Here is a 15944-nt window from a genome sequence, read left to right as displayed (position 1 = left end):
TAAAAAAGAGGTGCACCTATGGACTACGCCAAGTTGCTGCTACAAGGCCAGCCTGACACCATCTTGCAGTGCTTGACTTACTGGGTTGACGACGAGCTGTTCGCCATGAATATCAACCGTGTGCGTGAAATCATCCAGCATGCCTCCATGACGGTGGTTCCCCTCATGCCCAGCTTTGTGCGGGGGGTGATCAATTTGCGTGGATCGGTGGTTCCCGTGATTGATTTGCGAGCCCGTTTGGGGCGCAGTCCTACACCCTTGGGAAAAAAAACCAGCATCATTATTTTGGACGTGTCGCGCGAAGGGGAGCGGCTGGATTTGGGGGTCATGGTCGATGCGGTGAGCGAAGTCATCGAAGTGCGCCAAAGCCAAATTGAGTCCCCGCCCAACTTTGGTACCAGCATAGATCGGGACTACTTGCAGGGGGTCGCCAAAGTGGCTGGCCAATTCGTTGGCATTTTGGACACTGAACGCGCTTTGAGCATGGACGAAATGGCCCAACTGGTAGCCACCCAGTAAACACGGGGTGGCCGATTTGCAACTCACCGACAACGCATTTCAGCGGCTGGTGCATGTGATGTACCGCGCAGCAGGGTTGAGTTTTTCCGAAAACAAGCGTTTCTTGGTGCAGTCACGTTTAGCGGGGCGCATCCAGCAGTTGGGATTGGATAGTTTTGAGGCCTATGCCGATGTGCTGTGCGGCCCCCATGCCCATGGTGAAATGCAAGCCGCTTTGGACTTGCTCACCACCAATGAAACCTACTTTTTCCGCGAGCCGGAGCACTTTCAGGTACTGGAGCAGCACGTTACCCGCTGGGGCCACAAGCGGGCATTGCGGGTTTGGAGTGCAGCCTGCTCGTACGGTGATGAGCCCTACAGCATTGCCATGCTGCTTATGGATTTGCAAGTCAGTGGCAAAACCTCCAGTGGATGGAGCATTGTGGCCACCGACATCAGCCACCGGGTTTTATTGGCCGCCAAAGAAGGTATATACCCCCAAGATCGTTTGCGTGCCGTATCCGAAGACCGTTTGCGGCGTTATTGCTTGCGTGGCGATGGGCAGTCTGATGGGCTGGTCATGGTGCAAGAAAAACTGCGCCAGCATGTGCAGTTTGGCCAGCTCAATCTGTGTCAGCCACTCGATACCGATTGGGGGCTGTTTGATGCCATCTTCCTGCGCAATGTGTTGATTTACTTCGATGCGCCGACCAAGCAGGAGGTGGCTGATCGGGTTTTGCAAACACTGCGCCCTGGGGGCTTGTTTTTTGTTGGTACGGCTGAAGGGCGTGTGGTCTGCCGTACCCCCTTGGACGTGGTACGCCCCGGCGTTTTTCGCAAAAAGGAGGCAGCATGAGTACCTACGACCTCATGCCCGGCGATGTGGTGTTGGCCCATGCGGGAGATCAATTGCGCACCTTGCTAGGGTCGTGTGTGAGTCTCATCTTGACCGACCCCCGCCGCACCGTGGGGTGCATGTGCCACATCGTGCACGCTTCGCGCCCTCCGGCAGACCAGTTGCACAACACTGCCTATGGCAGTGTGGCCTTGCAGCGCATGCAGGCGTTGTTGTTGTCGGTGGGTATCACCCCCCGCTATTGCCACGCGTATGCCTATGGCGGCGGCAACATGTTTGCTTCCATCGCCGACGAAGACAATGTGAGTTTGCACAATGTTCTGTGGCTGCAAGCGACACTGCAGCACTGGGGTATGACACCCGTGCAGGCCTGTTTGGGCGGGCGTTGCTACCGCAAGCTCAGTTGGGTAGTCGGTTCCCAACCACCCCAGATCGATGCCATACAACTGGAGACAGCCTGAACATGACCATACAGGTATTTGTGGTGGATGACTCCGCCGTAGTGCGCCAAGCGTTGGCCCATATCCTGTCTGGTCAGGCAGATATCGCATTGGTGGGATCTGCCCCCAACCCCTTGCTAGCGCAGGCCGCGATTCAAAAGCAACGCCCTGATGTGCTCTTGCTGGATATCGAAATGCCCGGCATGGATGGGCTGACCTTTTTGCGCCAAATCATGGCCAACAACCCCATTCCCACCGTGATTTGCTCATCCCTGTCTACCGAGGGCAGTGCCGTGGCCTTGGAGGCCTTGTCCAGCGGTGCCGTCGCTGTGCTGGCCAAACCCGCGCTGGGGGTGCGGGCGCACCTGGAAGAGTCGCGCCACGAAATGATCAGCGTGCTCAAGGCCGCCGCCCGTTCACACCCTCGCTTGCGCCATGCCACGCCTGCAGCAGTGCTCCCTATGCAGCGATCGATGCGGGCGGCTCGCACGGCAGGGGTGCATGCCCTGTCCATGAACAAACCCGTTGTCATCGGCTCCTCCACCGGGGGAACGCAAGCATTGGAGGCCATGCTGTTGCAATTGCCATCGGACGCTCCCTCCATTGCAGTGACCCAGCACATGCCCGAGCGTTTTACTGCCATGCTGGCGCAGCGCCTCAATGGTTTGTGTGCCATGCAAGTGCGTGAAGCGCGCGATGGTGATCGTATGGAGCGTGGTTTGGTGCTCATAGCGCCTGGAGGGCGCCATTTGCAACTCCGCAAAAACGCTGGACAGTATTACGCCCATGTCATGGATGGGCCGCCTGTGAACCGTCACAAACCCTCGGTGGATGTGCTGTTCCGCTCAATGGCGGAATGCGCCGGGCGCGATGTCTTGGCCATCCTCATGACCGGCATGGGGGACGATGGTGCCCGTGGCATGAAAGCCATCCACGACGCAGGGGGGCGCACCATTGCCCAAAACGAGGAAACTTGTGTCGTCTTTGGCATGCCCAAAGAAGCCATCAAACTGCAAGCCGTGGACGATGTGCTGCCATTAGGGGATATCGCCAGTGCTGTGCTGGCTTTTGATGCGCGCGCCTGAGTGCTTGTTTGTGCCAATGGCGCTTAGATGATGACGCTGGCCTCTTCTGCTGTCAGGCTGCGAAGTCCGGTGCGATAGGCACCACACCCGACCAGCAAATTGTTATTCACTGGCAGCACGTAAGTAATCTTGCCGCGCAGTGTATTGCTCTGGTAGTCGATGATGTCGTACTCGACCCATCCTCCACCGCTGAGGTCGCAGCGGTTCCATGCTTGGGCCAACAAATCATCCCCATTCAAACCTGGCAAGTCCCATGCGGTTTGGCCTACTCGCTGACTGTCTTGGCCATAAATGTGGAATACCCCTTCACGATCCATGGCAAAGACATACAAATCTTTGTAGCGAAATTCCCCTGTGGGGTTGTGCATGGCTGTTGCGGCGCTGTGCAGGCTGTTTGCATGCAAGTGAGCTTGCGCTTTTTCAGCCATGGCTTTGGCTTCATCGGCTGTGCCACGCCGCAGCCCGATGTGCATGACCGCATCCACCAACTCGTGTGAGCGTTGGATGAGCCGATTGGAGCGGTGTGATGTGCGGTCTACCAATTGCGTGTTATCTACCGTCACTTGGTCCAAACTGGTCACGGTTTTCACCACCTCGGCCAAAGCTTGGCTTTGCCGCACGCTGCCCTCAGCCATGGAGTGCACGTTTTGCGAAATCTCGCTGATACCCGTGGCCAAGCTATTCATCATGCTGCCTACTTGCTGAATCTGCTGTACAGCCACACCTGTGCGACTGGAAGCATCGGCAATCAGTTGGCGTACTTCGCTGGCAGCGCTTTGGCTGCGTTTGGCCAGGCCACGTACTTCAGCTGCCACCACTGCAAAACCACGCCCTTGCTCACCGGCACGTGCAGCTTCTACCGCCGCGTTGAGCGCCAGCAAATTGGTTTGGAAGGCAATGTTGTCGATGCTGGTGATGATTTCGCTCATGCGGTCTGAAGAGCTTTTCACCCCATCCATGCCCTGTACGGCCGAGTTCATGAGTGTGCTGGCATGCTGTGCTTCTGCGTGCAGGCTTTGCGTCATCATGCTCACCATTTGGGCTGCTTCGGAATTGCGTGCTACGGTATCACTGACCTTGCTCACGTTGCTGGTGGCATGCTCCAAACTGATAGCTTGGCTTTGGGTGCGTTCGGAGAGCAACTGGCTGTCTTGTACCAGTTGCATGCCTACATCACTGACCAAGTTGGTAGCACTGCGCACATCGGCGACCAAACCCGACAGACTTTCCAGCATGGATTCCAAATACTGGCTGATGCGGGCCATCTCATCCTCTCCTTCGGCCTGCACCCGATAGGTCAAATCCCCCTCACTGCCCATCTTGAGTGCGGCCTCAAGTTGCTGCACGCTGCGCACGGTAGCGATCCAATACCCCATCATCAGGTATGCCGCTATGGCGATGCACAGGATGCTGATGAGGCCAGTGGTGGTCAGTTGGCGCATTTCTTGGTTGGCCCTTTGCTCCAGGGTATTGAGCAACCGTTTGTTCCCCCCTTGGTTGTATTCGCGTGTTTGGGCAAGCAAGGGCAGGCTTTGTTGGAACAGAGCGAGTGCATGTTCTTTGCTGCTCAGAGGGGTGTGTAGCGCTTGCAGGTATTTTTCTAAGGCTTGGAAGTGGGGCTCTATAGCGGCAAGGGACACACCGGGCACATATTTAACCCGTGTTTGCACGGCCTGCACCATTTGCTCGTGCCACACCGCGGTTTGCAGGCTTTTTTGCTGCAGCAGGCTTTCCGCTTGAGGGGTGTCTAGCTTGTTCAGTACCCACCTCGCTAAAGTCAAGCGCGATTGACTCAAGCCTTCCACCAAGGGCGGGGCCAGTGACAGCTGCAGGTTTTGCAGCAAATAACTCTCCATGGTCGGGTCCAGAATCAGCCCAGACTCCTCTGCCACCAGCCCTATCAACTGGTTGAGCTTGGCAATCGTTGCCGAGTAGGCTTGGAAGTCTTCGTTGCTGCCTTCACCGAGCAGTTGCACCACCTTGGGTTGGATGGTGGCAAACGCTTGGCGAGCCCCCGGCCAGTCATTGCGCTGCAGTACATCGTCAATGCGGGCCAAGGTGGGTGATAGAGGGGGCGTGCTGAACCCATCAGAAGGCAGTTGCGGATCGCCGTGGGTTATTTGCTGCAAGCGTTTTTTTTGCAGCATGGTGATGGTGTGCATCACATCAATCGATGCATGTACGCCCTTCATTTCCAGATGCGTGAAGTGGTACTGCTCCAAGTTGCGCGCAAACAAAATGCTGCTGGTAATGGCCAATGGAATCAGCACCAAACCCACGACCAGTACCAGCTTGTGCGACATGCGTAGCCGATTCATCAAACTTACGGCTGGTTTTAACCATCTTGGTACTTTTTTTCTTACTTGGATTGGCCGCGTCACGCATGTCCCCCCGAATCCTATCTGCCAAGAAATGTTCGGTTGATCCTAGCGTTAGTGCTTAGCGTTTGCTGCAACAAACTGCAAGCAATGGTTGGGCTTTATGCGCGCTGTTGGGTTTTGTCTAGCGCCTGCTGCAAGCTGTGTAATTGAACAGGCTTGATCAAGAAGTCATCAGCCCCTGCATGCATGAACTCCGCTTGGCACTGCGGGTCATCATCGGCAGTCACCACAATGACCTGCAGCCGAGTGCGAGCAGATCTTTCCCGTTCGCGCAGGTGTTTAAGGGTAGTTAACCCATCCATAAGGGGCATCATATTGTCCAGCAGCAGGACATCGAAACGGTGTTGCTCCAAGCAACGCAACACCTCTTGCCCATTGGGAACCACCATGCCGGTGTGCCCCAATTGCTTGAGCAAGCCGGTGATCAAGCGCTGGTTGATGAGGTTGTCCTCTGCCAACAGGACATGCAGTTTCTTGCCCATGGTCGGTGCTGCGTGCGGGAGGCCTTAGCACTCCACAATGTTGACGGCCAAGCCGCCGCGCGCGGTTTCCTTGTACTTGGTTTTCATATCGGCTCCAGTCTCCCGCATGGTTTTGATCACTTTGTCCAGGCTGACAAAGTGGGTGCCATCGCCGCGCAAGGCCATGCGTGCTGCGTTGATGGCTTTGACCGATGCTATCGCATTGCGCTCAATGCAGGGTATCTGGACTAAGCCGCCCACCGGGTCGCAGGTCAGGCCCAGGTGGTGCTCCATGCCAATCTCGGCGGCGTTCTCCACCTGTTGGGGTGTGCCTCCCATGACCGCGCACAGCGCGCCTGCTGCCATGCTGCAGGCCACGCCCACTTCACCTTGGCAGCCCACTTCCGCTCCGCTGATGCTGGCGTTTTCTTTGTAGAGAATGCCGATGGCCGCTGCGGTGAGCAAAAAGTCCACCACACCCGCTGCACTGGCACCGGGGCAAAAGCGCGTGTAGTAGTGCAGCACGGCCGGAATAATGCCCGCCGCTCCGTTGGTGGGCGCAGTGACCACGCGCCCGCCCGCAGCGTTTTCTTCATTCACTGCCAAGGCGTACAGGTTGACCCAATCGAGCACCTGCAGCGGGTCTTTCAGCGCGGCTTCGGGGTTGCTGCACAAAGCTTGGTGCAGCTCGGGCGCGCGGCGTTTGACCTTGAAACCGCCGGGCAATAGGCCTTGCGTTTGGCAGCCTCGGCGCACGCAGTCTTGCATCACTTGCCATATACGCTGCAGTCCGCTGTCAATGTCGGCATCGCTGCGCCAGTGGTGTTCGTTGCGCCGCATCACCTGGGCAATGCTCAGGTTGTGCGCTTGGCACAGCGCCAGCAGTTGCTCGCCAGTGGAAAACGGCAGCGGCAGCACCGTGGTGTCCGGGGCAATGGTCTTGTGGCGGCTGCCATCGGCTGCCGCCTCTTCGGTGACGATAAAGCCACCGCCCACCGAGTAAAACACCCGGTTGCTCAGTTCTTGCCCTGCTGCGTCATAGGCCACCAAGCGCATGCCATTGGCATGAAAGGGCAGCGGTGCACGCATGAAGAGCAAATCCTCCTTGGCATTGAAGGCCACGCTGTGCTCGCCCATGAGGGCGATGCGTTTGTCGGTGCGAATCTGCTCCAGCGTGGGGGCGATGGTGTCCACCTCCACGGTATCGGGCTCGTGGCCACACAGGCCCAGCAGCACCGCCACATCGCTGGCGTGGCCCTTGCCCGTGGCACCCAGCGAGCCGTGCAGCCAGCAGCGCACGGTCTGCACGCGGGCCAGTTCACCGGTTTGCTGCAGCTTGCCGACAAACTGGCGTGCGGCCCGCATCGGCCCCACGGTGTGCGAACTGCTGGGGCCAATGCCAATCTTGAACAAGTCAAATACCGAAACCGCCATGGTGCTGCCGCTTTCTGTGCTGCTGGTTGTGTTTACTCGGCCAATTCGCTCACGGGCACGCAGCTGCAGAACAGGTTGCGGTCACCGTACACGTTGTCCACACGGCCCACTGTGGGCCAGTACTTGTTGGCTTTGAGGCCAGCGACCGGGAAGGCGGCCAGCTCGCGGCTGTAGGCGTGCTTCCAGTAGCTGCCAATCACGGCGGCTGCCGTGTGCGGCGCAGCCTTGAGCGGGTTGTCCTCTTGGCTCCACTGGCCCGCTTCCACCTGGGCGATTTCGCCGCGGATGGCCACCATGGCGGCGATGAAGCGATCTAACTCGTACTTGGTCTCGCTCTCGGTGGGCTCCACCATCAGCGTGTTGGGCACCGGGAAGGACAGGGTGGGCGCGTGAAAGCCATAGTCCATCAGGCGCTTGGCCACGTCCTCGGCCATCACGCCGCAGCTGTCCTTGAAGTGGCGCAAATCCAAAATGCACTCGTGCGCCACGCGGCCATTGCTGGACGCGTACAGCGTGGGGAAGTGCTCGCGCAAGCGGGCGCTGATGTAGTTGGCCGACAAGATGGCGGTCTCGGTGGCCGCGCGCAGGCCGTCGGGGCCCATCATGCGGATGTACATCCAGCTAATGGGCAGCACAGCGGCGTTGCCCAAGGGCGCTGCTGAAATAGCCCCCACGCTGGACACTGCGGGGGTGGCGCTGCTCACCGCACCTGCTGCCGCATGGCCGGGCAAGAAGGGCACCAAGTCCTCCACCACGCACACGGGGCCGACACCGGGGCCGCCACCGCCGTGGGGAATGCAGAAGGTCTTGTGCAGGTTCAGGTGGCTCACATCGCCGCCAAACTGGCCGGGTGCAGCCACGCCCACCAGCGCGTTCATGTTGGCGCCGTCCACGTACACACGGCCACCGTGCTGGTGCACCAAGGCGCACAGCTCTTTGACGGTGGTTTCGAACACGCCGTGCGTGCTGGGGTAGGTGATCATCACCGCGGCCAAGTTGGCGCTGTGCTGTTCGCACTTGGCTTGCAGGTCGGCCATGTCCACGTTGCCGTTGGAGTCGCATTGGGTCACTACCACCTGCATGCCCACCATCTGGGCGCTGGCCGGGTTGGTGCCGTGCGCGCTCGATGGGATGAGGCAAATATTGCGGTGACCTTGGCCACGGCTGTCGTGCCAGCCCTTAATGGCCAGCAGGCCTGCGTACTCGCCTTGGCTGCCCGCGTTGGGCTGCAGGCTGATGCCCGCGTAGCCGGTGGCAGCGCACAGCCAAGCCCGCAACTGCTCGTCCAGCACGGTGTAGCCAGCACGCTGCTCGGCAGGGCAGAAGGGGTGGATGTGGGCGAACTCGGGCCAGGTGATGGGAATCATCTCGCTGGTCGCGTTCAGCTTCATGGTGCAAGAGCCCAGCGGGATCATGCTGCGGTCCAGTGCCAAGTCTTTGTCTGACAGTTGGCGGATGTAGCGCAGCATGGCCGTTTCGCTGTGGTGGGTGTTGAACACCGGGTGCGACAGGTAGCTGCTGGTGCGCAGCAGTTCCACAGGGATCAGGCTGATGGCGCTGTCAGCCAGTTGCGCCACGCTGGGCAGGGTTGTGTTCGTGCCCACGCCAGCCAGCAAAGCCCACAGTTGGGCGATGTCGTCGCGGCTGGTGGTTTCGTCCAGACTGATGCCCACCATGGCCGTACGGCCACCGGCAAAGCGGCGCAGGTTCACGCCCGCAGCCACCGCCTGGGCATGCACGGCGTTGGCAGCGGCTTCGCTGCCACAGTCCACGGTCACGGTGTCAAACGCGCTGCTGTGCAGCAGCTTCACGCCCAGTTGCTGCAAGCCTGCGGCCAAAATGGCGGTGTAGCGTGCCACGCGCTGGGCGATGCGCTTCAAGCCCTCGGGGCCGTGGTAGACGGCGTACATGCTGGCGATGACGGCGGGCAGTACCTGCGCGGTGCAGATGTTGCTGGTGGCCTTTTCGCGGCGAATGTGCTGCTCGCGTGTTTGCAGCGCCAAGCGGTAGGCCGGGTTGCCGTGTGCGTCCACACTCACGCCCACCAAGCGGCCGGGCATGGAGCGTTTGTACTCGTCGCGGCAGGCCATGTAGGCGGCGTGCGGGCCGCCGTTGCCCATGGGCATGCCAAAGCGCTGGGTGGTGCCCACCACGATGTCGGCACCCATCTCGCCGGGCGCTTTGATGAGGGTCAGCGCCAGCAAGTCGGCCGCCAAAATCAAGGCTGCGCCCTTGCTGTGAATCAGGTCGGCGCTGGCTTGCCAGTCGGCCAACCAGCCGCTGCTGCCGGGGTATTGCTGCAAGGCGGCAAAGTAGTCGTCCGCAGCAATCGCGGCCAGCCACTCGTCAGAGCCACGAATCACTTTGACGGTGATGCCCAGCGGCTTGGCGCGGGTTTGCACCACTTCAATGCTTTGGGGGTGGCAGTCGCCGCTGACGATGAACACGTTGCCCTTGGCCTTGACTGAGCGCTTGGCCAGCGTCATGGCTTCGGCCGCAGCCGTGGCCTCGTCCAGCATGCTGGCGTTGGCAATGGGCATGCCCGTCAGGTCGCACACCATGGTCTGGAAGTTCACCAGCGCTTCCATGCGGCCTTGGGAAATCTCGGCCTGATAGGGCGTGTAAGCGGTGTACCAAGCGGGGTTTTCCAAGATGTTGCGCAAGATGACGCCGGGGGTGTGCGTGCCGTAGTAGCCTTGGCCAATAAAGCTCTTGAGCACTTGGTTTTTGCTGGCAATGGCCTTGAGCTCGGCCAGCGCGGCCGCTTCGGTCACCGCCTCGGGGATGGGCATGCGGTCGTGGCGGTGGATGGATTCGGGCACGATGCTGGCGATCAGGGCCTCGCGGCTGGGCGCGCCGATGGCGGCCAGCATGGCGGCTTCGTCGGCAGCGCTGATGCCAATGTGGCGGGCGTGGAACTCGCTGGCGTTTTCCAGCTGGTCAAGGGTGACAGGATTGGACATGGTGCTTGAACGGCGGCAAAAAGGGCTAGGGGCTGGTAGCGGGGTCGAGGCTCAGTGCGGTTAGTTATTGGCCGCGAAGCTGTCGTAGCTGGTCTTGTCCATCAGGCCGTCCAGTTCGGCGGGGTTGGACAGTTGCACCTTGAAGAACCAGCCCGCACCCAGTGGGTCGCTGTTGGCCAAAGCAGGGTCGGCGCGCAGGGCTTCGTTCACTTCGGTCACGGTGCCACTCACGGGCATGTACACGTCAGCAGCGGCCTTGACGGACTCGACCACGCCGGCCACGGCCTTGGCGTCAATGCTGGCGCCCACTTCGGGCAAATCGACAAACACCACGTCGCCCAGCGCGTCTTGCGCATGGTGGGTGATGCCCACAGTGGCGATGTCGCCTTCTACCAAGATCCATTCGTGGTCGGGGGTGTATTTGAGGCTCATGAAAAAACTCCGGTTAATCAGGTCAAAAAGAAAAACGGTTCAAGCAACCAGCCAAGTCACTGGCTGGCACTGTAGCGGCTGTTTAGCCGCGGTAGTAGCGGTTGGGCACAAAGGGCATGGGGCGCACCTCCATGGGCACAGCCTTGCCGCGCACCATGGCCAGCACACGGGTGCCCACGGCGCTGTGGCTGCGGGGCACATAGCCCATGGCAATAGGCTGGTCGGCTGTGGGGGCCAAGAGGCCGCTGGTCACTTCGCCAATGCGTTCGCCTTGCGCGCTGTGCAGTTCCACATGTTCGCGCACCGGTACGCGCTCCAGCGCTACCAGGCCCACCCGCACTTTGGAGGTGTTTTGGCCTGTAGAGCTTGCTGCATCTGCTAGTGCAGCTATGATTTTTGTAGCACCAGGAAAGCCGCCTTCGCGGGCCCCCCCGGCGCGGCGCACCTTTTGCATGGCCCACAGCAGGTTGGCCTCCACCGGGGTGGTGGTGGTGTCGATGTCGTTGCCGTACAGGCACAGACCTGCCTCTAGGCGCAGCGAGTTGCGGGCACCCAAGCCAATGGCTTTGACCTCGGGCTGGGCCAAGAGGGCGCGGGCCAATGCGTCGGCGTGGGCTTGGTGGACGGAGATTTCCACCCCGTCTTCCCCGGTGTAGCCGCTGCGGGTGATGAACAGGTTGGTGCCGTTCCAGTTGAATGTGCCACCCGTCATGAAGACCAGTTTTTCTACCCCGGGTACGAGGCGGCTCAGCGCGGCCACGGCTTGCGGGCCTTGCAAGGCCAGCAGCGCTTGCTCGGGCAGGGGAGTGAGGGTGCAGCGCTGGCCGATGCGCGCTTGCATGTGGGCGATGTCGCCCGCCTTGCATGCGCCGTTGACCACCACAAAGAAGCTATCGGCAGACTCGCGAAAGAACATCAGGTCGTCGATGATGGTGCCCTCGTCGGTCAGCAGCAGGCCGTAGCGCTGCTTGCCCACGGGCAGGTCGATCACGTCCACGGGCATCAGGCTTTCCATAGCGGCGGCGGCGTCGGCTCCGCTGATGCGCAGCTGGCCCATGTGCGACACGTCAAACAGGCCTGCCGCTTGGCGGGTGTGGTGGTGTTCGGCCATCAAGCCAGCGGGGTATTGCACGGGCATGGAATAGCCTGCAAAAGGCACCATGCGGGCACCCAGCTCCAGGTGCAGGGCGTGCAAAGGGGTTTGTAGCAAAGCGGCGGCGGTCATGGCGGACTCCAGAAATAGGGCAAACATTCCATGGCAAAAACCGATGCCATGGACGGCCCCACTGTCCGCTTTACCTGAGAGATTCACCCGGCCCAGCGTGGTGCGGGGCTTGTGGGCTTGCTCCTTCGGTGGGTTTCGCGTTGGAAACCTCTCTCCAGAGGGGAGCGCAGTAAGGGCTTGCGCCGCTGCTGCGTTTGCCAGTCCTTTTGCCTGAGCGTTTGGGCGCTGCGATCAGCACCCTGCGCCTTCGGCGGCCACGCAACCCGCTTGGCTTGAAGCTGGGGCGGCGGCTCTCTCCTGACGAAGCCGCGATTGTAGCGGCAGCCCAGCCACCCGAGCAGGTTGGCGCAGTGGGTGCGGGCTTTTCCCTGGTGTTGGCGCTCTTAGCGCAGCCGATACAGGCCCGCAGCGGCATCCCACAGCACCGTGCGGTGGGCACGTACGGCGGTGGCTTCTATGCGCCTGGCATTGGGTTCGTCGGTGCTGGCAATCCAGTCCAGCGCCTCTTGGCGCGTGCGGCCAAAGCGCTGGTGGCGCTGCGCCAGTTGCTCTAAGCGTATGGCGGCATCGACCTCTAGGTACCACACCTCATCCAGCCACTGGGCGACCGGGGCCCACCCATCCTCGGCCAGCAGCAGGTAGTTGCCTTCTGTCACGACCAAAGGGGTGGTGCCCCACAGCGGCAGCGCGTTGGCAATGGGTTCGTCCAGCGGGCGGCGAAAGTCGGGGGCGTAGACCACCTCGCTGGGCGCTTGCTGGCGCAAGCGCTGCAGCAGGGCTGCGTAGCCGCTGGCGTCAAAGGTGTCTGGCGCGCCTTTGCGCTGGGCACGGCCCAAGCGTTCTAGCTCGCTCTGCGCTAGGTGAAAGCCATCCATGGGCAGCAGTTGAGCGAGTGGGTGGGCGTGGGCTGTGTTGAGCGTGGCGCACACCAGTTCGGCCAAGGTGGACTTGCCCGCACCCGGTGGCCCCACGATGCCCAGCAAGCGCCGTGGCCCGTTGCCCAGCAGCCGCAGGGCTTGCAGCAGCCCTGCATCCAGTGCGGCGGAGTGGGGCGCGGGCATCACATGCCCGCGTAGTTGGGGCCGCCACCGCCTTCGGGGGTCACCCAGTTGATGTTTTGTGTCGGATCTTTGATGTCGCAGGTCTTGCAGTGCACGCAGTTTTGCGCGTTGATCTGCAGGCGGTCACTGCCGTCGTCGTTCTTCACGAACTCGTACACACCAGCGGGGCAGTAGCGGCTCTCGGGCCCGCCAAATTGGGCCAGGTTGATGGCCACGGGCACGGAGGCGTCTTGGAGCGTCAGGTGCGCAGGCTGGTTTTCTTCGTGGTTGGTGTTGCTGATGAACACGCTGGAGAGGCGGTCAAAAGTCAGCTTGCCATCGGGCTTGGGGTAGGTGATGGGTTGACAGTCCTTGGCAGGCTTGAGCTTGACGTGATCGGGCTCGCTGGCGTGCAGCGTCCAGGGGGGATTGGTCACGCCCAGCTTGGGCAGTAGCCATTGCTCCACCCCGGCCATGAGCTTGCCCAGCAAGGGGCTCTTCTTGAACCAGAGTTTGAAGTTGCGGCTTTGTTGTAGCTCTTCGTTGAGCCAACTGGCTTCAAAGGCTGCGGGGTAGGCGCTCAGTTCGTCGTGCGCGCGCCCCTCGGCCAAGGCGCTGGCAATGGCCTCAGCAGCCAGCATGCCGCTCTTGATGGCAGCATGGCTGCCCTTGATGCGGGCGGCGTTCAGGTAACCCGCGTCGCAGCCCACCAAGCAGCCACCGGGGAACACCGTCTTGGGCAGGGCTTGGGGCGTGCCGTTGTTGATGGCGCGCGCGCCATAGCCAATGCGCTTGCCGCCGTCGATGTGGGCGCGGATGGCGGGATGCGTCTTCCAGCGCTGCATTTCCTCAAACGGGCTCAGGTGCGGGTTGCTGTAGTCCAGTCCGATCACAAAGCCCAGCGTGACCTTGTTGCCCTCCAAGTGGTAGAGGAAGCCGCCGCCAAAGGTGTCGTCCGCCATGGGCCAGCCTGCGGTGTGCACCACCTTGCCGGGTTGGGCTTTGTCGGCCGGGATTTCCCACAGTTCTTTGATGCCGATGGCAAAACTTTGCGGGTCTTTGCCCTCAGCCAGCTTGTACTTCGCCAGCAGTTGCTTGCCCAAGTGGCCGCGTGCGCCTTCGGCGAACACGGTGTATTTGCCCAGCAGTTCCATGCCGAGCTGGAAGTTGTCGGTCGGCTCGCCGTCTTTGCCAATGCCCAGATTGCCCGTGGCGACGCCTTTGACGTGGCCTTGCTCGTCGTACAGCACTTCGGCAGCGCTAAAGCCGGGAAAAATTTCCACGCCCAGGTTTTCCGCTTGCTGGGCCAGCCACTTCACCACGTTGGAGAGCGACACCACATAGCAGCCGTGGTTGTGAAAGTTGCGCGGCACCAGCCAGTCGGGCGTGCGGGTGGCGCTGGTTTCGGACAGAAACAGCACATCATCGCCCGACACCGCTTGGTTCAGCGGCGCACCCAGTTCTTGCCAGTTGGGGAACAGCTCGGTAATAGCCCGCGGATCCATGACCGCGCCGGACAGGATGTGCGCGCCGGGCTCGGAGCCTTTTTCCAGCACCACCACCGAAATGTCTTGGCCTGCGGCTTGGGCTTGCTGCTTCAGGCGTATCGCGGTGGACAAGCCAGCGGGGCCGCCACCAACGATGACGACGTCGTATTCCATGGATTCACGGGGGCCAAACTGGGCCAAGATCTCTGCGGGGGTCATAGGTGTCTGCCTCGAAATATTGGATTTATCAGAACGGTTGGGCTACCAAGTCGTGGCCTTCGGTTCCCACGATGCGGGCCTTGGTGAATTCGCCAACTTTCAGAGTTTTGCTGATTTTTTCTGGAGGCAGCAACCTAACCACTCCGTCGATCTCGGGGGCGTCGCCATAGCTGCGGCCCACACCGCCACGGCGGCCCATATTGGGGGCCGAATCCACCAACACTTGCATAGTGGCACCCACGCGCTGCTGCAGGCGGGCGGTGGACACGGCTTCGGCCACTTCCATGAAGCGGGCGCGGCGTTCTTCGCGCAGTTCGGCGGGCAGTTGGTCAGGCAGCTCGTTGGCGGTAGCGCCTGCCACTGGGCTGTAGGCAAAGCAGCCCACGCGGTCGAGTTGGGCTTCTTGCACAAATTGCAGCAGGTGCTCGAACTCGGCCTCGGTTTCCCCGGGGAAACCGGCGATGAAGGTGCTGCGGATCACCAGCTCCGGACAGGCCTCGCGCCAGCGCAGGATGCGCTCGAGGTTTTTTTCACCGCTGGCAGGGCGCTTCATGCGGCGCAGCACGTCGGGGTGGCTGTGCTGCAGCGGCACGTCGAGGTAAGGCAGCACGCGGCCACTGGCCATCAGTGGCACGATCTCGTCCACGCTCGGGTAGGGGTAGACGTAGTGCAGGCGCACCCAGGAGCCAAACGGCTCAGCCAGGTCAGCCAGGGCCTGCACCAGTTCGAGCATGCGGGTTTTGACCGGGCGGCCATCCCAAAAGCCCGTGCGGTACTGCACATCCACGCCGTAGGCCGAGGTGTCTTGGCTGATGACCAGCAACTCTTTGACGCCGCCTTCAAACAGGGCGCGCGCTTCTTTGAGCACATCGCCAATGGGGCGTGACACCAGCTTGCCGCGCATGCTGGGGATGATGCAGAAGGTGCAGTGGTGGTTGCACCCTTCGCTGATCTTGAGGTAGGCGTAGTGCTTGGGCGTGAGCTTGAGGCCCGCTTCGCCAAAGGCACCGGGCACCAAGTCTAGGAACGGGTCGTGCGGTTTGGGCAGGTGGGTGTGCACCGCGTCCATCACTTCTTGCGTGGCGTGGGGGCCGGTCACGGCCAGCACGCTGGGGTGCATTTCGCGCACCAGGTTGCCACCGCTCTGACCTGCCTTGGCACCCAAGCAACCGGTGACGATGACTTTGCCGTTCTCGGCCAGCGCTTCGCCAATGGTGTCCAGGCTTTCCTTGACGGCATCGTCAATGAAGCCGCAGGTGTTGACGATGACCAAGTCCGCGCCTTGGAAGGTCTTGGAGGTTTGGTAGCCCTCGGCGCTCAGTTGCGTGAGGATCAGCTCAGAGTCAGTCAGCGCCTTGGGGCAGCCCAGGCTCACAAAACCTACTTTGGGGGCGGCTTGGGTGGGGGTGTCGGTGGTAGTCAT

The 15944-nt window shown here is 61.2% G+C and carries 13 protein-coding genes and 2 riboswitches; of the genes, 4 read left to right on the top strand and 9 right to left on the bottom strand.

From position 1 onward, the window contains the following. Positions 1–18 precede the first annotated feature (18 nt). Genes KIK84_RS14065 through KIK84_RS14050 form a run of 4 tightly spaced genes read left to right on the top strand, consistent with a single transcriptional unit; the run spans position 19 to position 2879 of the window. On the top strand, positions 19–519 hold the full coding sequence (locus KIK84_RS14065; protein ID WP_214123730.1) for a chemotaxis protein CheW: 501 nt from the start codon (positions 19–21) through the stop codon (positions 517–519). 7 nt (positions 520–526) lie between these two features. Beyond that, positions 527–1354: a CheR family methyltransferase gene (locus KIK84_RS14060; RefSeq protein WP_214123729.1), complete on the top strand. Its 828-nt coding sequence runs from the start codon at positions 527–529 to the stop codon at positions 1352–1354. Then, a complete protein-coding gene (locus KIK84_RS14055; RefSeq protein ID WP_214123728.1) occupies positions 1351–1815 on the top strand; it encodes a chemotaxis protein CheD in 465 nt (154 codons plus the stop codon). The genes KIK84_RS14060 and KIK84_RS14055 overlap by 4 nt, the downstream gene beginning before the upstream one ends. A 2-nt stretch (positions 1816–1817) precedes the next feature. After that, positions 1818–2879: a protein-glutamate methylesterase/protein-glutamine glutaminase gene (locus tag KIK84_RS14050; RefSeq protein ID WP_214123727.1), complete on the top strand. Its 1062-nt coding sequence runs from the start codon at positions 1818–1820 to the stop codon at positions 2877–2879. 23 nt (positions 2880–2902) lie between these two features. On the opposite strand, the gene KIK84_RS14045 is transcribed toward KIK84_RS14050, so the two are convergent. From KIK84_RS14045 to rimO, 9 genes are all read right to left on the bottom strand, one after another. Next, entirely contained in the window at positions 2903–5197 is a 2295-nt protein-coding gene (locus KIK84_RS14045; RefSeq protein ID WP_214123726.1) for a methyl-accepting chemotaxis protein, read from the bottom strand. 161 nt (positions 5198–5358) lie between these two features. Then, the gene (locus KIK84_RS14040) at positions 5359–5742 is read right to left on the bottom strand and encodes a response regulator (protein WP_214123725.1); all 384 of its coding nucleotides are present in this window, start codon (positions 5740–5742) and stop codon (positions 5359–5361) included. 24 nt (positions 5743–5766) lie between these two features. Beyond that, positions 5767–7155: an L-serine ammonia-lyase gene (locus KIK84_RS14035; protein ID WP_214123724.1), complete on the bottom strand. Its 1389-nt coding sequence runs from the start codon at positions 7153–7155 to the stop codon at positions 5767–5769. Between the two features lie 32 nt (positions 7156–7187). Continuing rightward, on the bottom strand, positions 7188–10118 hold the full coding sequence (gene gcvP, locus KIK84_RS14030) for an aminomethyl-transferring glycine dehydrogenase (protein WP_214123723.1): 2931 nt from the start codon (positions 10116–10118) through the stop codon (positions 7188–7190). 60 nt (positions 10119–10178) lie between these two features. Beyond that, positions 10179–10550, bottom strand: a complete 372-nt coding sequence (gene gcvH / locus KIK84_RS14025; RefSeq protein WP_214123722.1) for a glycine cleavage system protein GcvH — start codon at positions 10548–10550, stop codon at positions 10179–10181. Positions 10551–10632: 82 nt separating this feature from the next. Next, positions 10633–11775 (bottom strand): glycine cleavage system aminomethyltransferase GcvT, encoded by a 1143-nt coding sequence (gene gcvT, locus KIK84_RS14020; protein ID WP_214123721.1) that lies wholly within the window; start codon positions 11773–11775, stop codon positions 10633–10635. A 51-nt stretch (positions 11776–11826) separates the two neighbouring features. Then, positions 11827–11943, bottom strand: a riboswitch (glycine riboswitch). Positions 11944–11963: 20 nt separating this feature from the next. Next, positions 11964–12085: riboswitch (glycine riboswitch) on the bottom strand. 73 nt (positions 12086–12158) lie between these two features. Continuing rightward, entirely contained in the window at positions 12159–12836 is a 678-nt protein-coding gene (locus KIK84_RS14015) for a nucleoside/nucleotide kinase family protein (RefSeq protein WP_214123720.1), read from the bottom strand. After that, positions 12836–14521 (bottom strand): electron transfer flavoprotein-ubiquinone oxidoreductase, encoded by a 1686-nt coding sequence (locus KIK84_RS14010; RefSeq protein ID WP_214123719.1) that lies wholly within the window; start codon positions 14519–14521, stop codon positions 12836–12838. Before KIK84_RS14010 ends, KIK84_RS14015 begins: the two co-directional genes overlap by 1 nt. A gap of 28 nt (positions 14522–14549) precedes the next feature. Further along, complete coding sequence (rimO, locus tag KIK84_RS14005) at positions 14550–15944, bottom strand: 30S ribosomal protein S12 methylthiotransferase RimO (protein ID WP_214123718.1); 1395 nt, start codon at positions 15942–15944, stop codon at positions 14550–14552.

This window comes from Curvibacter sp. CHRR-16, from assembly GCF_018474005.1.
In the GTDB taxonomy this organism is placed as follows: Bacteria; Pseudomonadota; Gammaproteobacteria; order Burkholderiales; family Burkholderiaceae_C; genus Allorhodoferax.
This window is presented reverse-complemented; position numbering and strand designations above follow the sequence as displayed.